At 71.8% G+C, this 20042-nt stretch carries 21 protein-coding genes and 1 pseudogene; 19 read left to right on the top strand and 3 right to left on the bottom strand.

Annotated elements, in window-relative coordinates:
- Positions 1-41: 41 nt before the first annotated feature.
- A complete protein-coding gene (map, locus tag FB462_RS11430) occupies positions 42-833 on the bottom strand; it encodes a type I methionyl aminopeptidase (RefSeq protein ID WP_141861987.1) in 792 nt (263 codons plus the stop codon).
- A gap of 166 nt (positions 834-999) precedes the next feature.
- Between map and rplS the strand changes: the two genes are divergently transcribed.
- The 9 genes and pseudogenes from rplS to FB462_RS11385 all read left to right on the top strand — a co-directional run bounded on the left by rplS (position 1000) and on the right by FB462_RS11385 (position 8190).
- Complete coding sequence (gene rplS / locus FB462_RS11425) at positions 1000-1356, top strand: 50S ribosomal protein L19 (protein WP_058742031.1); 357 nt, start codon at positions 1000-1002, stop codon at positions 1354-1356.
- Positions 1357-1524: 168 nt separating this feature from the next.
- Positions 1525-2273 (top strand): annotated as a pseudogene (lepB, locus tag FB462_RS11420) (signal peptidase I).
- On the top strand, positions 2270-2977 hold the full coding sequence (locus tag FB462_RS11415; RefSeq protein ID WP_180225439.1) for a ribonuclease HII: 708 nt from the start codon (positions 2270-2272) through the stop codon (positions 2975-2977). Before lepB ends, FB462_RS11415 begins: the two are co-directional and overlap by 4 nt.
- Before the next feature lie 44 nt (positions 2978-3021).
- Positions 3022-3345, top strand: a complete 324-nt coding sequence (locus FB462_RS11410) for a DUF2469 family protein (RefSeq protein WP_058742034.1) — start codon at positions 3022-3024, stop codon at positions 3343-3345.
- Between the two features lie 114 nt (positions 3346-3459).
- Positions 3460-3816 (top strand): histone-like nucleoid-structuring protein Lsr2, encoded by a 357-nt coding sequence (locus FB462_RS11405; protein ID WP_058742035.1) that lies wholly within the window; start codon positions 3460-3462, stop codon positions 3814-3816.
- A gap of 163 nt (positions 3817-3979) precedes the next feature.
- Positions 3980-4348, top strand: coding sequence for a YraN family protein (locus tag FB462_RS11400; RefSeq protein ID WP_141861985.1), 369 nt, complete (start codon positions 3980-3982; stop codon positions 4346-4348).
- A complete protein-coding gene (locus FB462_RS11395; RefSeq protein ID WP_141861983.1) occupies positions 4345-5865 on the top strand; it encodes a YifB family Mg chelatase-like AAA ATPase in 1521 nt (506 codons plus the stop codon). Before FB462_RS11400 ends, FB462_RS11395 begins: the two co-directional genes overlap by 4 nt.
- On the top strand, positions 5865-7169 hold the full coding sequence (dprA, locus tag FB462_RS11390) for a DNA-processing protein DprA (RefSeq protein ID WP_114850073.1): 1305 nt from the start codon (positions 5865-5867) through the stop codon (positions 7167-7169). The genes FB462_RS11395 and dprA overlap by 1 nt, the downstream gene beginning before the upstream one ends.
- Before the next feature lie 25 nt (positions 7170-7194).
- Positions 7195-8190: a tyrosine recombinase XerC gene (locus FB462_RS11385; RefSeq protein WP_141861981.1), complete on the top strand. Its 996-nt coding sequence runs from the start codon at positions 7195-7197 to the stop codon at positions 8188-8190.
- Between the two features lie 111 nt (positions 8191-8301).
- Here FB462_RS11385 and FB462_RS11380 read toward each other — a convergent pair whose 3' ends face one another.
- Positions 8302-8934: a M23 family metallopeptidase gene (locus tag FB462_RS11380; RefSeq protein WP_141861979.1), complete on the bottom strand. Its 633-nt coding sequence runs from the start codon at positions 8932-8934 to the stop codon at positions 8302-8304.
- A 245-nt stretch (positions 8935-9179) separates the two neighbouring features.
- On the opposite strand from FB462_RS11380, the gene FB462_RS11375 reads away from it, so the two are divergent.
- The 10 genes from FB462_RS11375 to FB462_RS11330 all read left to right on the top strand — a co-directional run bounded on the left by FB462_RS11375 (position 9180) and on the right by FB462_RS11330 (position 17900).
- Positions 9180-10619 carry a sugar porter family MFS transporter gene (locus tag FB462_RS11375; protein WP_114850070.1) on the top strand — a complete coding sequence of 480 codons (1440 nt, stop codon included), beginning with the start codon at positions 9180-9182 and terminating at the stop codon, positions 10617-10619.
- 274 nt (positions 10620-10893) lie between these two features.
- Positions 10894-11772, top strand: a complete 879-nt coding sequence (gene rpsB, locus FB462_RS11370; RefSeq protein WP_141861977.1) for a 30S ribosomal protein S2 — start codon at positions 10894-10896, stop codon at positions 11770-11772.
- 80 nt (positions 11773-11852) lie between these two features.
- A complete protein-coding gene (gene tsf, locus FB462_RS11365; protein WP_058742042.1) occupies positions 11853-12680 on the top strand; it encodes a translation elongation factor Ts in 828 nt (275 codons plus the stop codon).
- A gap of 156 nt (positions 12681-12836) precedes the next feature.
- Positions 12837-13556 carry a UMP kinase gene (gene pyrH, locus FB462_RS11360; RefSeq protein ID WP_058742043.1) on the top strand — a complete coding sequence of 240 codons (720 nt, stop codon included), beginning with the start codon at positions 12837-12839 and terminating at the stop codon, positions 13554-13556.
- A 47-nt stretch (positions 13557-13603) separates the two neighbouring features.
- Positions 13604-14158 carry a ribosome recycling factor gene (frr, locus tag FB462_RS11355; RefSeq protein WP_114850068.1) on the top strand — a complete coding sequence of 185 codons (555 nt, stop codon included), beginning with the start codon at positions 13604-13606 and terminating at the stop codon, positions 14156-14158.
- Positions 14158-15153, top strand: coding sequence for a phosphatidate cytidylyltransferase (locus FB462_RS11350; RefSeq protein ID WP_058742045.1), 996 nt, complete (start codon positions 14158-14160; stop codon positions 15151-15153). Before frr ends, FB462_RS11350 begins: the two co-directional genes overlap by 1 nt.
- 105 nt (positions 15154-15258) lie before the next feature.
- Positions 15259-15807 (top strand): DivIVA domain-containing protein, encoded by a 549-nt coding sequence (locus FB462_RS11345; RefSeq protein ID WP_058742046.1) that lies wholly within the window; start codon positions 15259-15261, stop codon positions 15805-15807.
- Positions 15808-15900: 93 nt separating this feature from the next.
- Positions 15901-16842 (top strand): aggregation-promoting factor C-terminal-like domain-containing protein, encoded by a 942-nt coding sequence (locus FB462_RS11340; protein ID WP_229666805.1) that lies wholly within the window; start codon positions 15901-15903, stop codon positions 16840-16842.
- Between the two features lie 12 nt (positions 16843-16854).
- Positions 16855-17160, top strand: a complete 306-nt coding sequence (locus FB462_RS11335; protein WP_058742047.1) for a hypothetical protein — start codon at positions 16855-16857, stop codon at positions 17158-17160.
- Positions 17157-17900: an alpha/beta hydrolase gene (locus FB462_RS11330; RefSeq protein ID WP_141861975.1), complete on the top strand. Its 744-nt coding sequence runs from the start codon at positions 17157-17159 to the stop codon at positions 17898-17900. The genes FB462_RS11335 and FB462_RS11330 overlap by 4 nt, the downstream gene beginning before the upstream one ends.
- 72 nt (positions 17901-17972) lie before the next feature.
- On the opposite strand, the gene FB462_RS11325 is transcribed toward FB462_RS11330, so the two are convergent.
- Positions 17973-19817 (bottom strand): coiled-coil domain-containing protein, encoded by a 1845-nt coding sequence (locus FB462_RS11325; protein WP_188868846.1) that lies wholly within the window; start codon positions 19815-19817, stop codon positions 17973-17975.
- Between the last annotated feature and the right edge of the window lie 225 nt (positions 19818-20042).

The raw sequence follows: 20042 nt of genomic DNA, 5'->3' as shown, positions 1-20042 counted from the left end.
ACTGGAGGCACAGTGCCGGCTGGCACCGCGCCTCCAGTCCGTCAGTGGGTGGCGTCGGACCGTTGCGCGCGACGCAGGGTGAGGACCTCGGGACCCGCGTCGGTGACGGCGACCGTGTGCTCGACGTGCGCCGCGCGCGAGCCGTCGACGCTCTTCAGCGTCCAGCCGTCCTCGTCCTGGACCAGCTCGTCGGTGCCCTGCATGAGCCACGGCTCGATGGCGACCACGAGTCCCGGTCGCAGCTTCAGTCCGCGCCCGGGTCGTCCGTCGTTCGGGACGTGCGGTTCACCGTGCATGGTGCGGCCGACGCCGTGTCCACCGAACTGCGTGTTGACGCTGTAGCCGGCGTCCTTCGCCACCCGGCCGATCGCGTACGAGACGTCGCCGAGCTTGTTGCCCGGCCGGAACTGCTCGATGCCGGCCGCGAGTGCACGCTCGACGGTCGTGACGAGGTGCTGGTCCTCGTCGCGCGGCGTGCCGACCTGCACCGTCACCGCGGAGTCCGCGACCCAGCCGTCGACGCTCGCGGCGAAGTCCAGGCTGACGAGGTCGCCGTCCACGAGCACGCGGTCGTACGGCAGCCCATGGAGCGCCGCGTCGTTGACCGACGTGCAGAGGTTCTTGCCGAAGGGGGAGTTGCCGAACGACGGGTGGTAGTCGACGTAGCAGCTCACCGCGCCCCGGTCGGCGATCATCCGGGCCGCGACGCGGTCGAGGTCGAGCAGGTTCACCCCGACGTCGACCGTCGTGAGCAGTTCGTCGAGGACGTCGGCGACGAACCGGCCGGCGGCGCGCAGGCCGTCCAGTTCGGCGGCGGTACGGAGTTCGATCATCCGTCCATCCTGCACCGGTTGGCGGGGTCCGCGGTTCTGTGGCAAGATTGATCGCTGTGCCCTGGCTGGACTCTGCCACGGGGGAGTCGCCGTTTCCGGGTACACATCATTCTTTCCACAACCGATCCGCGGCGACCCGTGCGCGTCCGCAGAGAGTGAACCCATCATGAGCCAGCTCCTCGACCACGTCGACGCAGCCTCGCTGCGCACCGACGTCCCGGACTTCCGCCCCGGCGACACCATCAAGGTGCACGTCAACATCATCGAAGGCACGCGCTCGCGCGTCCAGGTCTTCCAGGGCGTCGTCATCGCGCGTCAGGGCCACGGCCTCGGCGAGACCTTCAAGGTCCGCAAGGTGAGCTTCCAGGTCGGCGTCGAGCGCTGGTTCCCGGTGCACTCGCCGATCATCGACCACATCGAGGTCGTCACCCGTGGTGACGTCCGTCGCGCGAAGCTGTACTACCTGCGCGAGCTGCGCGGCAAGGCGGCCCGCCGCAAGATCAAGGAGAAGCGCGACGCCTGATCGCCTTCACAGTGAGCCCCGCGAGGCGGGTGCCGCTGCGGGCCCCTCGTCCATGTACGGTTGTGCATCGACGGGGGGCCTTTCCCGTCGTCCGGGAAGTCGTCCACCGGCGACCCGGACTGCAGTACCTGCTCGCTCCGGCGCGCACGGGTGTGAACGAGAGCGGACATGACGGACACGACGCAGGGATCGGGCCGGCGCCCGCGGACCGAGAAGAAGAAGGCGAACGGAGTCCTCACCTTCCTCCGCGACCTCGTCATCATCTTCGTCGCCGCGCTGCTCGTCTCGTTCCTCGTCAAGACGTTCCTGATCCGGTCGTTCTACATCCCGTCGGCGTCGATGGAGAACACCCTGCAGATCAACGACCGGGTGATCGTCAACGAGCTCGTGCCGGACGTCGTCAGCCTGAAGCGCGGGGACGTCGTCGTCTTCAAGGACCCGGGGGATGGCTCAGCGGCGCCGATGTGCCGAAGGTCGCTCCGGACACGCAGCCCGCGAAGGCCATCGACTGGCTCCTGACGCAGGTCGGGCTCGGCACCGGCGACAGCGACGACCACCTCATCAAGCGGGTGATCGGTCTGCCCGGCGACAAGGTTTCCTGCTGCAACGAGCTCGGGCAGATGTCGGTCAACGGCGTGCCGATCAAGGAGCCGTACCTCAAGCTGCCGGTGGGGGAGACCCGCGCGTCCGGCACGAACTTCTCGGTGACCGTCCCCGAGGGCACCATCTGGGTGATGGGCGACAACCGCTACGACTCGAAGGACTCTCGGTACAACGGCGACACCCCGTCGAAGGGCTTCGTGCCGCTGTCCGACGTGACCGGACGAGCCTTCGTCATCTCGTGGCCGACGAGCCGCTGGACGTGGCTCGACGACTACCCCGACGTCTTCGCCGGCGTGGAGCAGCGGGACAAGTGACCGCCGTCCGTCCCTCCCTCCGCGTCGAGAAGCGGCTGCTGGCGGCCGGTCGCGTCACCGTGATCGGCATGGACGAGGTCGGTCGCGGCGCCATCGCCGGACCGGTCGCGGTCGGCGTCGCCGCCGTCACGCTCGACGTCGGGCGCGTGCCGCAGGGGCTCGCGGACTCGAAGCTGCTGTCGGCCGCCCGCCGGACGGAACTCGTCCCCGTCGTCCGGCGGTGGGCGCGGACCGCGGTGGGGATGGCCTCGGCGCAGGTCGTCGACGAGCAGGGCATCGTCCCGGCGCTCGGGCAGGCCGGGGCTGCCGCGCTCGGGTCGCTCGTCGCGGACGGTCTCGACCTCGAGGGCGCGGTCGTCGTGCTCGACGGATCGTTCGACTGGCTGTCCCGCGCCGTGCCGCCGACGATGCACCCGCCGACCGGGTCACTCGATGTGGTCGTGCGCGTGAAGGCCGACCGGGACTGCGCCTCCGTCGCCGCGGCGTCGGTCGTGGCGAAGGTCGAACGCGACAGCCTGATGACGACCGCGCACGAGGACGCACCGCACTACGCGTGGGCCTCGAACAAGGGCTACGGCTCGACCGCGCACTACGACGCGATCCGCGCGGTCGGGGCGCACGACCTGCACCGCAAGAGCTGGCTGCACCAGGCCTCGTCGGTGGCGCTCGACGGCTTCGACGAACTCGAGGTCGTCGGACGCTGAACCGGCGCGACGGTCGCCCCGTGTCGCCGTAGACTGTCGGAGCGATGGATGACGACGAATTCGACGACTACGACCGCGAGGTCGAACTGGCCCTGTACCGCGAGTACCGCGACGTCGTGTCGCAGTTCCGCTACGTGGTCGAGACCGAGCGGCGTTTCTACCTGGCGAACGAGGTCGAACTCGTGCGCCGTGACACCGAGCACGACTTCTACTTCGAGTTGTCGATGAGTGACGTGTGGGTCTGGGACGTCTACCGTTCCGACCGGTTCGTGAAGTCGGTGCGGGTGCTCACGTTCAAGGACGTGAACGTCGAGGAACTCACGTCGCGTGAACTCGAATTGCCGAAGGAACTCGCACTCGACGAGTGAACGTCGTTTTCTGTCGGAGAATGTTCTCCGGGGGAAATGCGGTGTCACGTCGGACATTCGGCGGCGCATTCCGCTAATCTGCAGTGGAAACATCCACTGACAACAGGAGCAGACATGGCACAGAAGGTCACCGTCCAGCTCGTCGACGACCTCGACGATTCCCCCATCGCCGCGGGTGAAGGCCGCACGGTCGAATTCGCGTTCGATGGTTCGAACTACGAGATCGACCTGTCCGACGACAACGTCGACAAGTTCCGCGAGGCCATCTCCGACTACGTCGCGGCCGCCCGCAAGGTGTCCGGCCGTCGCTCCGGTTCGGGCTCCGCCTCGGCACCGAAGTCGGCACCGAAGCGTGGCAACTCGGAAGAACTCGCGAAGATCCGCGAATGGGCCAAGGAGAACGGGTACGAGGTCTCGAGCCGCGGCCGTATCTCCACCCAGGTGCAGGAAGCCTACGCAGCAGCGCACTGAGTTCCAGTGCACTGATACTCCCCGGAACCCCGGACGACCTCGTGTCGTCCGGGGTTCCGTCGTTCCTCCACAACGCATTCCTCGCGCGGTGTTCTCCACCGCTCCGGGAACGACCGCCGCGAGGTGATCAGTCGCCGTCATCGTCGATGGTGGAGGTGACGCCGTGGAACGGACGAACACAGGTCGCAGGGGGATCGGAGCGACGGGGGAATCGCTGGCCGTCGACTGGCTGGTGGCGAAGGGGTACCGGATCGTCGACCGGAACTGGCGGTGTCGGTCCGGTGAAGTCGACGTCGTCGCGTGGGACCGGGGAACGCTCGTCTTCGTCGAGGTGAAGACCCGCACCGGGCCGACCGCCGGACACCCGTTCGAGGCGATCACGCCGGCGAAGGCCGCCCGGCTGCGGCAGCTCGTGCCGCAGTGGTTCCGCGAGCACCCGGAGACGAGTGCGCCGTTCATCCGCATCGACGCGGTGGCGGTGCACCTCGACGGCGACCGTCACGGCGTCGAGCACGTCGAGGGCGTGCTGTGAGCGGGGTCGGACGGACGTCCGCGATCGCGCTGCTCGGGGTGCGGGCGCGGTGCATCGAGGTCGAGGCGCACCTCACGAGCCAGCTGCCGGGCTTCAGCATCATCGGGTTGCCGGACACCTCGCTCGGCGAGGCCCGGGAGCGCGTGCGGGCGGCCGCGGCCAACGCCGGGTCGCCGCTCCCGGCCCGGCGGATCACGGTGAACCTGACCCCGGCCGCGATCCCGAAGCGCGGGTCGGGGTTCGACCTGGCGATCGCGATGGCCGTGCTCGCCGCCGCCGAGGTGGCACCGGACGTGTCCGAGCGGACGGCCTACGTCGGGGAGCTCGGGCTCGACGGCCGCGTGCGACCGGTGCACGGGGTCATCCCGATGCTGCTCGCCGCGCGCGAGGCCGGCATCGAGCGGGTCGTGCTGCCCGTGGGCAACCTGGCCGAGGCGCGCGTGGTCTCCGGCGTGCAGGTGGTCGGCGTGGACTCGCTGCGCGCGGCGGCGATCGCCGGGGGAGCGTTGCTGCCGCCCGTGCAGGTGGACCCGGTGCTCGCGCCCGAGCTCCCGGCCGCACCCGCCCCGGCAGCGGAGCTCGCGGACGTGGTCGGCAACCCGATCGGCGTACGGGCGGTGATCGCCGCGGCGGCCGGGGGTCACCACGCGCTGCTCCTCGGGCCTCCGGGAGCGGGGAAGACGATGCTCGCCGAGCGCCTGCACGGGATCCTGCCGGACCTCGACGACGAGGCTGCGCTCGAGCTCGCGACGGTCCGGTCGGTCGCCGGTGCCGGAGCGGCCTCGTGGACCACCCGGCCGCCGTGGGAGGCGCCGCACCACTCGGCGTCCGCGGTGTCGTTGATCGGCGGGGGCAGCGGGACGGTCCGCCCGGGCGCGGTGTCGCGCGCGACCCGAGGGGTGCTGTTCCTCGACGAGGCGCCGGAGTTCCCGCGCGCGGTGCTCGACGCCCTCCGGCAGCCGCTCGAGTCCGGCACGGTGACGGTGCACCGGGCGGCGGGCGCGGCGGAGTTCCCGGCGCGGTGTCAGCTCCTGCTCGCGGCGAACCCGTGTCCGTGCGGGAACGCCGGACAGGGCACGCAGCCGTGCGAGTGCCCGCCGTCCACCGTCCGGCGCTACCTCGCCCGGATGTCCGGTCCCTTGCTCGACCGGCTGGACATCCGGGTCCGGGTGCCACGTGTCACGACGGCGTCGATCCGGGCGGCGGACGGCGGGACACCGACGAGCGCCGAGGCCCGGACGCTCGTGGTCGGTGCGCGGGACCGAGCACGTGCGCGGCTCGACGGGACGGGATGGACGAGCAACGCGCAGGTGTCCGGGGCCTGGCTCCGCGGGGCTGGGCGGTCCGAGCCTGGTTCGACGGCGACGCTCGACCGGGCGCTCGACCTCGGCACGCTGACCATGCGGGGGTGGGACCGGACCATGCGACTCGCCTGGACGCTCGCCGACCTCGAGGGTGCCGAGCGGCCTGCGACCCACCACGTGCACGAGGCCCTCGCGCTCAGGGGTGCGCTCTGATGCGGCAGCAGGCATGGCGGGACCTGGTCGGCACCGCCCTCGGGCCCGGGGTCCACGGGGTCGACCTCGGAGAGGCGGCGGCCCGCGTGGTGTGGTCAGCGCTCGTGGAGCCCGGCGACGGCGTGGCGGGCGCGCTGCTCGCTGCGTGCGGAGCGGAGCGCGCCCTCCGCGCCGTCGAGGGGGCGATCGGGACCGGGGATGCCGGACTCCGGGGACTCCTGTGGACCGCCCTCGAGGACGACGTCGCGGGTGCTGACGATCCCGACGCCCTCGGGACGGCGCTCCGGGCGGCCGTCGGACGTTGGGGACCGCGACTCCGGGCGCGACGTCCTGCCGACACGGTCGGTGCGGCGCTCGCGGTCGGGGCGCGACTGCTCGTCCCAGGGGCTCCGGGGTGGCCGGATCGAGTGGACGACCTCGGACCGCACGCGCCGGTCGTGCTCTGGGCGATCGGCACACGGGCTGACGACCCGGCGACGCTCGCGGTCGTCGGGTCCCGCGCGAACACGGTCGCGGGCGCAGAGGCGGCGGCCGAGATCACCTCGGCCGCTGCGGACTCGGGGTGTGCCGTCGTCAGCGGAGGGGCCTACGGGATCGACGCCGTCGCGCACCGCGTCGCCCTGGCTGCGGGGGCGACGACCGTCGCGGTGCTCGCCGGGGGCATCGACCAGCTCTACCCGGTCGGCAACACCGACCTGCTCCGGACCGTCGCCCGGCAGGGTCGTCTGCTGGCGGAGTCACCGCCGGGCACCAGGCCGAGTCGCTGGCGGTTCCTGGCGCGGAACCGGTTGATCGCTGCGCTGGGCGACGCCACCGTCGTGGTCGAGGCGGGCGCTCGGTCGGGGGCGCTGAACACCGCGCACCACGCCGCGCAGCTCGGCCGGCCGGTCTTCGCGGTCCCCGGGGCGTTCTCGTCGTCGGCGTCGGTGGGGTGTCACCGGCTGGTCGCCGACGGGCGGGCCCAGATCGTCGTGCGTCCGGACGACCCGGTCCGCGCGGTCGTGGCGGAGACCTCTGTCGCTGACGTCCCGGCGCCGGGGTCGTGCTCGCCCGACGGCCGGGAGCACGACGACCCGCGCCGTGCCGGGACCGCCCGCCACCGCGCTCGGACCGACCCGCTCGTCGGGGCGCGGACGGATCCCGAGGTGCTCCGTGTCCTCGACGCGCTCGGCCGGCGTCCGCTCGTCGAGCCGGAGATCGTCGTCCGTTCGGGGATGTCGCAGGCCGAGGTCGCCGACGCGCTGGCACTCGCAGAGCTGCAGGGGCTCGTGGTGCACATCGGCGGCGGGTGGGCGCGGGCGTGACGGGGACCGCGCCTACGCTGGGGCCGTGGCGGAGCAGACGGACGACCGACTCGTCGTGGTCGTGGAGGCGTTCCTCACGCACGTCCGCTCGGCCCGTGGGCTCAGCGAACAGACGGTCCGCGCGTACGCGAGTGACCTCGAGCAGCTCGTGGCCTTCGCGGACGACCGTGGCATCGCGACCCTCGACGGCGTCGGACTCGAGCTCCTCCGCGACTGGCTCTGGGAGGCAGACCAGCGGGGGCTCGCGCGGTCGACCATCGCGCGGCGCTCGTCCTCTGTCCGAGCGTTCACCCGGTGGGCGAGCGAGTCCGGGGTGCTGCCGACCGACCCGGGGGCGCGGCTCCGGGCGCCGAAGAGCGCGGCCCACCTGCCGCGGGTCGTCGGGTCCGACCAGGTGCGCGTGCTGCTCGACGGGCTCGCGAGTCGGGCCTCTGGTGACGACCCGGTGGCGCTCCGCGACCTCGCGGTGGTCGAACTGCTGTACGCCACCGCCATCCGGGTGGGGGAGCTGGTGGGGATCGACCTGACCGCGGTCGACCGGTCCCGGCTGACCGTGCGGGTGCTCGGCAAGGGCGGCCGCGAGCGCGTGGTGCCCTTCGGGGTGCCCGCCCGGGATGCCCTCGAGGCCTGGACCAGCCGCGGCCGTCCGGTGCTGGCTGCACGGGCGGCAGCGCGCACCGACACCGCGGTGTCGTCCGCCGGGGCCGGGCATTCTCGCATCGCCGTCGCTGGATCAGGATCGGACGGTGCGCTGTTCCTCGGGGACCGGGGCGGCCGGCTCGGGACCCGTGGTGTCTACCGGATCGTGGCCCGTGTGCTCGCGGACCTGCCGGGGGAGGGTCCGAGCGGGCCGCACACCTTCCGGCACACGGCGGCGACGCACCTGCTGGACGGGGGAGCGGACCTCCGCGCCGTGCAGGAGCTGCTCGGGCACGCGAGCCTCGGCACGACGCAGATCTACACGCACGTCTCGTCGGCGCGCCTCCGGGAGGTCTACCGCACGGCCCACCCGCGCGCCTGACCCGGCACCGCCGCCGAGCAGACCCGCCCCGAGCAGACCAACCCGAGCAGACCCAGCCCGCCGAGGCTCGGCCCGAGCACGCTCGGCCCGAGCACGCCCGGCCCGCTCGTGTCACCCCGGCCAGGCGTCGTCCGGCAGCAGCACCGGCCACTCGGCGGCCGGCAGGTACGGCAGAGGGTCGACGTACCGACCGTCGACCCTCGCGCCGAGGTGCAGGCACGGGGCCGACGCCGGACAGTGCCCGACCGAGACGGTGCCGACGGTGCTGCCCTGATCGACCTCGTCCCCGGTGGAGACCGACGGGTCGACCGAGTCCAGGGTGGAGACGAGCCCGCCGCCGTGGTCGATCGACACCACGCCGCGGCCGGCCACCGAACCGGCGAACGAAACCGTGCCGGAGGCCACCGCCACCGCGGGCGTCCCGATCGACGCGGCGACGTCGATCCCGCGATGCCCCGCTGCGTAGTCGTCGGCCGGGGCCTCCCACCCGCGCTCGACGATCCGTGAGCCGGTCGGCCACACCCACGGCGCCTCGTCCTGCGCGTCCGCCGCCCGCACCGCCGCTCCCGGGGACCCCGGCGCGAGCACCGCCGCACCGACCGACCGCACCGACCCGACCGGCACCGACCCGACCGGCACCGACCCGACCGGCACCGACCCGACCGGCACCGACCCGACCAGCGCCGTCCCGACCAGCGCTGCTCCGACCAGTACCGACCCCGTGAGTGACCCGCTCCACCGCATGCACCGAGGTTCGCAGCGCCGGACGCCATCCGCGCACGGCGCTCGTGGTCTGTGGAACGGGAGCCGCGCCTCCCGTCCGGTGGAGGAGTGCGACGACCCGACCGCGCACCCCGGTTGTGCCCGCGCCCCGAACGGGGAGTAGGGTCTGGGGCGCTCCGGAACACGCAACGCCGCTCGGACGGCGAACCAGCCGACCGCCGGGGCACCGTGCGCCACCCAGCACGGCGGCAAGAACCTGGAGCACCGTGTCGAACACGTCCACCCAGCACGGCGAGGACCGTGCGTTCAAGGGGAAGGTCACCCTGTTCGCCATCGCGGCGGCGGTCGGTGGCTTCCTCTTCGGATTCGACTCCTCCGTCATCAACGGAGCGGTCGACGCGATCAAGGGCGAGTTCGGCCTGTCCGAGGCCGCCAGCGGCTTCGCGGTCGCCTCGGCCCTGATCGGCTGCGCCTTCGGTGCGTACTTCGCCGGCCGCCTGGCGGACCGCTGGGGCCGCACCCGCGTCATGTTCTGGGCAGCAGTGCTGTTCTTCGTCAGCTCGATCGGCAGCGCCTTCGCGTTCGCGACCTGGGACCTCGTGATCTGGCGTCTCGTCGGCGGCCTCGGCATCGGCACCGCATCGGTCATCGCCCCCGCCTACATCTCCGAGGTGTCCCCGAAGGCGATCCGCGGTCGGCTGGCCTCGTTCCAGCAGCTCGCGATCACCCTCGGTATCTTCGCCGCACTGCTGTCCGACCAGATCTTCGCGGTGACCGCCGGCGGTGCATCGGAGCAGGTGCTCGGGCTCGCCGCGTGGCGCTGGATGTTCCTGGTCGGCGTGATCCCCTCGGTGGTCTACGGCGTGCTCGCGATCACGCTCCCGGAGTCCCCGCGCTTCCTGCTCGCGCAGGGCCGCAAGGAGGACGCCCGCGACGTGATGGGCAAGATCGTCCCGCGCGACACGGTGAACACGAGCCTGGAGGAGATCCAGGACGGCATCGAGAAGGAGTCCAAGGAGAAGAAGGGCTCCATCCGGGGCAACCGCTTCGGCCTGCAGCCGATCGTCTGGGTCGGCATCATCCTCGCCGTCCTGCAGCAGTTCGTCGGCATCAACGTGATCTTCTACTACTCGACGACGCTCTGGCAGGCCGTCGGGTTCAAGGAGGACCAGTCCTTCCTCATCTCCACGATCACCTCGGTCGTGAACGTCGCGGTCACCTTCATCGCCATCTTCACGGTCGACAAGCTCGGGCGGAAGCCGCTCCTGGTCGCCGGCTCGACGGGCATGTTCGTGTCGCTGACCATGGTCGCGATCGCCTTCTCGCAGGCCACCATCGTCGACGGCGCGCCGCAGCTGCCCGGCGCGTGGGGACTCATCGCGCTGATCTTCGCGAACCTGTTCGTCGTGTCCTTCGGCGCGACGTGGGGCCCGCTCATGTGGGTGCTCCTCGGCGAGATGTTCCCGAACCGCATCCGTGCGACCGCGCTCGGTGTCGGTTCCGCGGCGAACTGGGTCGCGAACTTCGTCGTCACCATCTCGTTCCCGGTCCTGTCCGGCTTCAACCTGACCGTGACCTACGGCATCTACGCCCTGTTCGCCCTGCTCTCCCTGTTCTTCGTGATCGCGAAGATCCCGGAGACCAAGGGCCGCTCCCTCGAGGAGATGGGCATCACGGCCGAGGGTGACACGGTGTCCGCCAAGTAACGACGCACCAGCGTCACCACGTCCTGGAGGCGCGGTGCGGGTCCGACCCGCACCGCGCCTCCCGTGCGTCCAGACCTGCTAGAGTGCTTCCAGCAGCGCGCCGAGCGCGCTGACTTCGCGCGTCCACTCGCGTCTCTCGGCCACCGGTCCCGCTCTCACGAGCGGGCGGCCGTGCGGACAGGGCGCCAGGGGTCACGACCACCGGTCGTGACCGACACAACCGCAACCGTGCTCACGGCCTGACAGCCGTGCGCCGAGAACAAGGAGGGACGGCATGGCCGTCGTCACCATCCGCCAGCTGCTCGACAGCGGCGTCCACTTCGGACACCAGACCCGTCGGTGGAACCCGAAGGTGAAGCGCTTCATCCTCGCCGAGCGCTCGGGCATCCACATCATCGACCTGCAGCAGTCGCTGGCCTACATCGACCGCGCGTACGACTTCGTCAAGGAGACGGTCGCGCACGGTGGCACGATCCTCTTCGTGGGCACCAAGAAGCAGGCCCAGGGCTCCATCGCCGAGCAGGCGACCCGCGTCGGCCAGCCGTACGTCAACCAGCGTTGGCTCGGCGGTCTGCTCACGAACTTCCAGACGGTCTCCAAGCGCCTCGCGCGCATGAAGGAGCTCGAGGAGATCGACTTCGACGACACGACGAAGGGCTTCACCAAGAAGGAGCTCCTCATCAAGAAGCGCGAGCTGGACAAGCTCCACAAGACCCTCGGTGGTATCCGCAACCTCACGCGGACCCCGAGCGCGCTCTGGATCGTCGACACCAAGAAGGAGCACCTCGCCGTCGACGAGGCGCAGAAGCTCGGGATCCCGGTCATCGGCATCCTCGACACCAACTGCGACCCGGACGAGATCACGTACCCGATCCCGGGCAACGACGACGCGATCCGCTCCGTCGGCCTCCTCACCCGCATCGTCGCCGACGCCGCGGCCGAGGGCCTGAAGACCCGCCACAACGGTGGCGACCAGGAAGAGGCCGAGCCGCTCGCCGAGTGGGAGCAGGAGCTCCTCGGTGGCGAGCAGGCCGCGCCGGCCGCCGAGACCCCGGTCGAGGAGAACGACGCCGACGCGCAGGTCGCCGCGAAGGAGATCGGCGAGCCGATCGCCGAGGCCGACAAGAACGCCGAAGCCACCCCCGCCGAGTGACATCCGGGGGCGTCGGGCCGGTCGGCTCGGCGCCCCTTCCTTCTCTCTCCACAACTCCAGTCCAGAAAGGACTCCAGCCAATGGCCAACTACAGCCTTGCTGACGTGAAGAAGCTCCGTGAGGACCTCGGGGCCGGCATGATGGACGCCAAGAACGCCCTCGTCGAGGCCGACGGCGACTACGACAAGGCCGTCGAGCTGCTCCGCATCAAGGGCGCGAAGGCCGTCGCCAAGCGCGACGACCGTGCGACCTCCGAGGGCGTCGTCGTGGCGTCGACCGAGGGTGGCGCCGCCACCGTCGTCGAGCTCGCCAGCGAGACCGACTTCGTCGCGAAGAACGAGAAGTTCACCACCCTCGCCGACAAGGTCGTCGCCGCGGTCGCCGCTGCAGGCGCGTCCGACGTCGAGGCCGGCAACGCCGCGCCGCTCGAGGGCAAGACGGTCGCCGAGGCGATCGACGAGGCCGCCGCTGCGCTGGGCGAGAAGCTCGCGCTCCGCACGGTCGTCCGGGTCGAGGGCGACGCCTTCGAGGTCTACCTGCACAAGACCAGCCAGGACCTGCCCCCGCAGATCGCCGTCGTCATCGCCTACTCGGGCTCCGACGCGGCCGAGGCCCGCTCGATCGCCCAGCACGTCGCGTTCGCGAACCCGACGTACCTGACCCGCGACGAGATCCCGGCCGAGGCGATCGAGAAGGAGCGCGCGACCGTCGAGGCGATCACGCGCGAGGAGGGCAAGCCGGAGGCCGCCCTGCCGAAGATCGTCGAGGGTCGCCTCAACGCCTACCGCAAGCAGGTCGCGCTCCTCGAGCAGGACTACGCGAAGGACAACAAGCTGTCCGTCGCGAAGGCCGCCGAGAACGCCGGCATCACGATCCAGGGCTTCGCCCGCGTCAAGGTCGGCGCGTAGCGAACCCGTGACGGGGCTCGGAACCACATCGGTTCCGGGCCCCGTTTCTGCGCGCGCTGCGACACGCGCGGAACCGGCACGGAGGCACGACCTCCTCCGCCGGACCGGCTCCGGCCGGGTAGATTCCCACGAGACATTCGACGAAGGGTGCGCCACATGACGAACGAGAAGACCGGACGCCGCCGGGTCCTGCTGAAGCTGTCGGGGGAGGCGTTCGGGGCCGGGTCCCTCGGGGTGAACCCGGACGTCATCAGCACCATCGCCAAGGAGATCGCCGCGGCCGCGCAGGACGTCGAGGTCGCGATCGTGGTCGGCGGCGGGAACTTCTTCCGCGGCGCCGAGCTCTCGCAGCGCGGCATGGACCGCGGTCGCGCCGACTACATGGGCATGCTCGGCACGGTGATGAACGCCCTCGCGCTGCAGGACTTCCTGGAGCAGGCCGGAGCGGCCACGCGCGTGCAGTCCGCGATCAGCATGACGCAGGTCGCGGAGCCCTACATCCCGCGCCGCGCGGAGCGTCACCTCGAGAAGGGCCGCATCGTGATCTTCGGTGCCGGCGCGGGTCTGCCGTACTTCTCCACCGACACGGTCGCCGCGCAGCGTGCGCTCGAGATCGACGCGCACGAGGTCCTCGTCGCGAAGAACGGCGTCGACGGCGTCTACACGGCGGACCCGAAGAAGGACGCCACGGCCGAGAAGCTCCACCACGTGACGTACCAGGACGCACTGCTCCAGGGCCTCAAGGTCGTGGACGCCACCGCGTTCTCCCTCTGCATGGACAACGGCATGCCGATGCACGTGTTCGGCATGGAGGGCGAGGGCAACGTGGCCGCCGCGATCCGCGGGGAGCGGATCGGCACGGTGGTCAGCAACTGACCCCGGCCGCTGACTAGACTCGACAGCAGTACCGAAGGAGAACCACCGTGATCAGTGATGTCCTGACCGAAGCCACCGAGAAGATGGCGAAGGCCGTCGACGTCGCCAAGGACGACTTCGCGACCGTCCGCACCGGACGCATCAACCCCGCGCTCTTCCAGAAGATCCCGGTCGACTACTACGGCACGCCGACGCCGCTCGCGCAGCTGGCGTCCATGCAGACGCCCGAGGCCCGCACGCTCGTCGTCACGCCGTACGACAAGTCCGCGCTCAAGGAGATCGAACGCGCCATCGCGACGTTCCCGAACCTCGGCGCCAGCCCGTCGAACGACGGCGAGATCGTCCGCGTGACGATCCCGGAGCTCACCCAGGACCGCCGCAAGGAGTTCGTGAAGCTCGTGCGCGGCAAGGGCGAGGACCACAAGGTCGTCGTCCGGAACATCCGTCGTCGCGCCAAGGACGACCTGGACGCGCTGAAGGGCGAGATCTCCGACGACGAGATCGCCCGCGCCGACAAGGACCTCGAGACCCTGACGAAGAAGCACGTCGACCAGATCGACGACGCGCTGAAGAAGAAGGAAGCCGAACTCCTCGAGGTCTGATGCGTCTCCCCGACCCGGGCGGCGACCGCCCCACGCAACCGCGCCCGTCCGCGAAGAAGGGGCTCCGACAGGACTTCGACGCCCGTGCCCGCGCGGCGCGCGCCGACTTCGAAGCGCAGCTCAAGCAGCGCAAGGCGGAGTTCGGCGCGCGCAACGAGGCGCTGACGGCGCGCACCGGACGGAACCTGCCAGCGGCGATCGGCATCGCGCTGGCCTTCGCGGTCGTCATGCTCGCCGCGCTCCTCATCTGGAAGCCGGCGTTCATGGTCGTCGCCGCGTTCCTGCTCGGTGTCGCCGTGTACGAGCTCGCGAGCGCCATGCGGTTCGCGGGGCGGGACGTGCCGCGGATCCCGAGCGTCGCGGCCGCGGTCGGCATGGTGCCGCTGGCGTTCCTCGGCGGACAGGTGGCTGCGCTCTTCGCGGTGCTCGGCGGGATCGTCCTCATCGTGGTCTGGCGGCTCGTCGAGGTCGCCCTCGCGCGCGAGAAGCCGCCGGCCGGGCACGTCGCCCGTGACCTGACGAACGGGCTGTTCGTCCAGGCGTACATCACGCTCCTCGGAGCGTGCATCGTCCTGCTGTCGGCGCAGCCCCGCGGTGAGCTCTGGGTGATCGCGTTCATCCTGGTGGTCGTCGCGGTCGACACCGGGGCCTACGCCACGGGGCTCAACCTCGGGAAGCACCCGATGGCGCCCCGGATCAGCCCGAAGAAGACCTGGGAGGGCTTCGCGGGATCGGTCGCGGCGAGCATCCTCGTCGGGATCGTCGTCGTGTGGCTCCTGCTCGGGCTGCCGTGGTGGACCGGCATCGTCCTCGGCGTGCTCATCTCCGGGTCCGCGACCCTCGGTGACCTCACCGAGTCGATGATCAAGCGCGACCTCGGCATCAAGGACATCTCGTCGTTCCTGCCGGGGCACGGGGGACTGCTCGACCGGATCGACAGCATCCTGCCGTCGGCCGCCGTCGCGTACGTCCTGTTCCTGATCGTCGTGCACTGATCGTCGTGCACGGACCGACGGTCGTGCACTGATCGTCGTGCACTGACAGGCGTGCTCGGGGCGCGTCCAGCCAGCGCCAGGGTCGGGTGCTGGCAGAATGTCGCCGTGGCCACCACCTTCCCCACCGCAGACCGCCGCGCCCTCGGGTACGACGTCGACGAGGTCGACCGGTTCCTCGAGGACGCCCGCCGCGCCTACACGGCCGCCGACACGGCGCCGGGGATCGAGGCGGCGAAGATCCGCGCCACCGCGTTCTCGATGCGCAAGGGCGGGTACTCCACGGCGCACGTCGACGCCGCCCTCGAGCGACTCGAGGACGCCTTCGCCGCCCGGGAGCGCGAGCGGGAGATCGCCGACGTCGGCAAGAAGGCCTGGTACGCCGAGGCCCGCTCGAAGGCCTCGGACGTCGTCGCCCGCCTGGAGCGTCCGGACGGGCAGCGTTTCGCCCGCACGAGCCCGCTCGGGACCGGGTACCACCCGAAGGACGTCGACGCCTTCGCCCAGCGCCTCGCCGGCTACTTCCGCGACGGCAAGCCGCTGAGCCTCACCGAGGTCCGGTCGATCGTCTTCCGACCGAAGCACGGCGGCTACCGCGAGGCGCAGGTCGACGCACTGCTGGACGCCGTCGTCGAGGTCATGCTCGCCGTCCGCTGACGACTCCCCGCATGGTCCGGCCCGGCGATCCGACGACGCGCTGGGTGCCGGTGCTTCCGGTTGCGTGACCATTCCGTTATCCTGGTCAGACTCATGGGCAGGCACACGGCAGACTTCAGCTCCGACCGCGGCAGCAGCGAGCACCTCGACCAGACGGTCGTCGGTGAGCGTCGCGCGGCACGTGAACGACTCCGCACGGCGGAGCACGCGGTCCTCCACGCGGCCCCCGCGGTCGCGACGGCGTCCATCCCCGCCGCACCCGTCAGCGCTCCGGCGCGATCCACGTTCGACGCCGCGGTCCCGCGGACGCCGGCCGACCCGCGCGTCGTCAAGCAGCGACGTGCCGTGCAGCAGCGCCGAGCGGTCGCCGCCGCACCGAAGCCCGCCCGCAGCGTGAACACGTTCATGCGCAAGCGCGCGACGATCCCCGCGCTCTCGTTCTTCGCCGTGTTCGGCTTCGTGGGTGGCTCGCTCTTCAACCCGATGCAGCCGGACGTGGCGCAGGCTGCCGTCTCGGCACCCGTGCTCGTCAAGGCCCCGGTCGAGCCGCAGCAGTACACCGCGCACGGCACCTACGGCGACTTCGAGGTCTCCCGCGACGGCTACGGCGTCACGGTCCCCGCGCCGAAGGTGACCGCCCCGCCGGCGACCGAGACCGACGACACCGCGGACACGACCGCCACCAAGAAGGTCACCGCGACGAACACCTTCGCCGCGCAGGCCGCCACGCCGAACCCCGGCAGCGCGCAGGCGATCGCCCAGGAGATGGTCGCGGCCCGCGGCTGGGGCTCCGACCAGTTCAACTGCCTCGTGCTGCTCTGGAACAAGGAGTCCGGCTGGCGCGTGAACGCCTACAACCCGAGCGGTGCGTACGGCATCCCGCAGGCCCTGCCCGGCAGCAAGATGGGCACGGTCGGCGCCGACTGGCAGACGAACCCGGCGACCCAGATCACCTGGGGTCTCAACTACATCTCGGGCGTGTACGGCACGCCGTGCGGAGCCTGGGGCCACAGCCAGTCCTACAACTGGTACTGATCGGCGCCGGGGGTGCCGCGCAGCAACCGACCGCGGCGTCCCCGCGGTCACGGACCCGAGCCCGAGGACGAACCCACGGGCCTCGACCGGCTCATGTCGTCCTGGAAGCGGACCGAGGTCCGTCGCGGCCGCACGTTCACCGTGCAGCCCGTCTCGGCTGCGTCGGCGCAGAAAGAGTACGTCTGCCCGGGCTGCGGCGGCACCGTCCTGCCCGGTACCGCGCACGTTGTCGTCTGGCGAGCCGACGGTGTCCTCGGTGACGAGGCCGACCTGGCGTCGCGCCGCCACTGGCACAACCACTGCTGGAGCATCGCATGAGCACCGAGATCCGCTCGAACACCGAACTGCCGGCACAGCGGACCGACGTCGAGCTGTACACGGACGACCACCTGACGCTCGTCGGTGAGCTCGCGGAACCGCTCGGACGCCCCGCTCGCGGCACGATCGTCACCCTGCACCCGCTGCCCACGGCGCAGGGCTTCATGGACTCGCACGTCCTGAAGAAGGCGGCGGCCCGCCTGCCGGATCTCGCCGGCATCGCGGTCCTCCGTTTCAACTTCCGGTCGGTCTCCTCGCCACGCGGGACGTCCGAGGGCACCTTCGGCGACGGTGTCTCCGAGGGCTTCGACCTGCGCGCCGCCGTCCGCGAGGTCACCGCGCGCGGGCTCCCCGCGCCGTGGCTCGTCGGATGGTCCTTCGGCACCGAGGTCGTCCTCAAGCACGCGCTCGAGCACGTCGCGGCCGGCACCGTCGCCGGGGTGGTCCTGCTGTCGCCGCCCCTGCACCGCACCTCGGACGAGGAACTCGCACGCTGGGCGTCCGTCGACGTTCCCGTGGTCGCGCTCGTCCCGGAGCACGACGACTTCCTGCGCCCGGACGAGGCCGCGCGTCGCTTCGCTCCTGCGCCGAACGTCCGGGTCGTGCCGATCGAGGGCGCGAAGCACCTGTGGGTGGGGGAGCGGTACGTGCGGATCGTGCTCGACACGATCGCCGACCTCGTCGTGCCCGGCAGTGCACCGCTGCCGACGCACACCGACCTGCCGGTCCGTTCCGCCTGATGGCCCACCCGGCCGTCCCGACGACGCAACCCGGCCTGGAGGCGCCGGTCGCGCCTCCAGGCCGGGTCACCGTCAGCGGGTGGTGACGTCCGTCGCGGTGTCCGCGTCCGCGTCGCGACCGGCGTCCGGTGCGCCGGAACCGAGCAGTCCGGTGGCGTGCGTCAGCACGCCACGCAGGTTCTCGAGGTAGCCGGCGACGGCATCGCGTTCGGTCCGGATCGCCGCCAGGCGGTCCTCGGCCTCTGCCTCGATCGCGGCGGTGCGCTCCTCGGCGTCGGCGACCATGCGGTGCACGCGCTGCTGGGCGTCGGCGACGATCGTCCGGGCGTGCTCCTGCGCGTCGGCCGTGCTGGAGCGCTCGAGGTCGTCGGCCTCCTGCTGCAGGCGCTCGGCGCGTTCGCGGGCCTCGGTTGCTCGGCGGGTCGCCTCGGCGAGCTGCAGGTTCGCCTCGTCCAGGTACTTCTGCGTCTCGGTGACCGTCTCGTGGTGCTTCTGCAGGTACTCCTGCTCGGCGTCGTCGCGGCGCGCGGCGAGCTCCGACTCGAGCGCCGTGCGGGCCTCGTCGCGCTCGCGGGCGATCTCGGCGCGGACCTCGTCGCGCTCCTTCGCGAGGACCGCGCGCATCGTCTCGACCTCCTGCTGGAGCGCAGCGCGCTCGGCTTCGAGGTCGGTGAGCTCGGCGCGGCGACGGTCGGCGACCTCGGCGTCCAGCTCGGCGTGCTCGCGCTCCCGGCGGGCGGCGAGCTCGTCGGCGTGCTCACGGGCGGCGCGCTCCGCGGCCGCGTCGGCCTCGGCGCGCTCCCGTTCGATGCGCGCGCTGTGCTGCTGCAGCTCATCGGCGATGCGGTCGGAGGTCTCCTGCACGAGGCGGGCGTTCTCGACGCGGGTCTGCTCCTCGTCGACGCGCAGCTGGGCGCGGAGGGCCTCGGCCTCCTGCTCCAGCGCCGCCCGGGCACCGGCGAGCTCGCGCTCCCAGCCGGCACGGGCGGCGGCGAGCTCCTCGTCGTGCACGCGTCGGCGTTCCCCGAGCTCGGCGTCCAGGTCGGCGCGGCGGGTCGCGGTCTCCGACTCGAGGGCGGCGCGGCCCTCCTCGAGCGCGAGGGCGTGTTCGCGCTGCTGCTCGTCGCGCTCGCGGTGCCAGGCCGTGCGACCCAGGGTGACCTCGCGGTCGAGGGCCGTGCGCCGGTCGGTCTCCTCGCGCTCGAGGTCGGCCGTACGACGGGTGTGCTCTGCCTCGAACACGCTGCGGCGGTGCTCGGTCTCGCGGTCCAGTTCCTCGGCCGCGGCGCGGGCCTGCGCGGCGTCGCGCTGCGCGGTCTCGCGGAGCTCGGCGACCTCGTGCTCGACGCGGGCACGCAGGGCGTTCGTCTCGCGGATGGCGACCGAGCGGACCTCGGCGGCCTCGGTGACGGCGGCGCCCCGGATCGCGGCGGCCTCGTTGCGGGCGTCCTGCGTGAGCAGGCCGGCCTCGGCGCGGGCACGCTCGATGGTGTCGGCGGACTCGGCGCGGGCGCGGGACAGTTCGTCGGTGGCGCGGCTCCTGGCGTCCTCGAGCGTCTCGGAGGCCTCTTGCCGGGCCTCGCGGAGCAGGCGGTCGGCCTCGTTCCGGCTCGCGGCACGCAGGCGCTGCGCGTCGATGTCGGCCTGGCTGATGAGGCGCGTCGACTGCTCCTCAGCGACCCGGAGCGTCGACTCGAGGCGCGTGCCGAGTCCGCTGTAGGTCGGGGTCCCGGCCTCGTCGAGCTCGCCCTGCAGGTCGGAGACGCGGGTCTGCAGGAGACGGATCTCCTTCGCGGCCTCGGCGCGGTCGTTGTTCGACTTGATGAGCTCCCGGCGCAGGTCGCCCAGGGCCCGGTCCACGTCGTCGCGGCGGTACCCGCGCAGCTCGGTCCCGAACTCGGCCTCGTCGTTCGCCACGTGTTGCTCCTGGGGGTCGGCGGAGGGCCAGCCCTTGGCCCGCGGACGATTGTAGTGGCGGCGCCACCGGGGGGCCTGAGCCGGGGTCTCGTCGAGGCGGTGCCACCGACGGGGCTGAGTCGCGGCCGCCGACGGTCCGTCGGTGGTGCGCGAGCGCTCGGCTCAGCGAGCAGGGATGCGATGTCCAGGGTCGCTCGCTATCCTGGAGCGCTGATTCGCGCGCCG

The sequence above is a fragment of the Curtobacterium citreum genome, from assembly GCF_006715175.1.
GTDB lineage: Bacteria > Actinomycetota > Actinomycetes > Actinomycetales > Microbacteriaceae > Curtobacterium > Curtobacterium citreum.
Note: the sequence above shows the minus strand (reverse complement) of the source record. Positions and strands in the feature narration are given on the sequence as shown.

Bases quoted from the DNA above. Each gene is read 5' to 3' on its own strand.
- map (WP_141861987.1), bottom strand. From the start codon at position 833: ATGATCGAACTCCGTACCGCCGCCGAACTGGACGGCCTGCGCGCCGCC.
- rplS (WP_058742031.1), top strand. From the start codon at position 1,000: ATGAGCCAGCTCCTCGACCACGTCGACGCAGCCTCGCTGCGCACCGAC.
- FB462_RS11410 (WP_058742034.1), top strand. From the start codon at position 3,022: ATGGATGACGACGAATTCGACGACTACGACCGCGAGGTCGAACTGGCC.
- FB462_RS11405 (WP_058742035.1), top strand. From the start codon at position 3,460: ATGGCACAGAAGGTCACCGTCCAGCTCGTCGACGACCTCGACGATTCC.
- dprA (WP_114850073.1), top strand. From the start codon at position 5,865: ATGCGGCAGCAGGCATGGCGGGACCTGGTCGGCACCGCCCTCGGGCCC.
- FB462_RS11380 (WP_141861979.1), bottom strand. From the start codon at position 8,934: ATGCGGTGGAGCGGGTCACTCACGGGGTCGGTACTGGTCGGAGCAGCG.
- rpsB (WP_141861977.1), top strand. From the start codon at position 10,894: ATGGCCGTCGTCACCATCCGCCAGCTGCTCGACAGCGGCGTCCACTTC.
- tsf (WP_058742042.1), top strand. From the start codon at position 11,853: ATGGCCAACTACAGCCTTGCTGACGTGAAGAAGCTCCGTGAGGACCTC.
- pyrH (WP_058742043.1), top strand. From the start codon at position 12,837: ATGACGAACGAGAAGACCGGACGCCGCCGGGTCCTGCTGAAGCTGTCG.
- FB462_RS11350 (WP_058742045.1), top strand. From the start codon at position 14,158: ATGCGTCTCCCCGACCCGGGCGGCGACCGCCCCACGCAACCGCGCCCG.
- FB462_RS11340 (WP_229666805.1), top strand. From the start codon at position 15,901: ATGGGCAGGCACACGGCAGACTTCAGCTCCGACCGCGGCAGCAGCGAG.
- FB462_RS11330 (WP_141861975.1), top strand. From the start codon at position 17,157: ATGAGCACCGAGATCCGCTCGAACACCGAACTGCCGGCACAGCGGACC.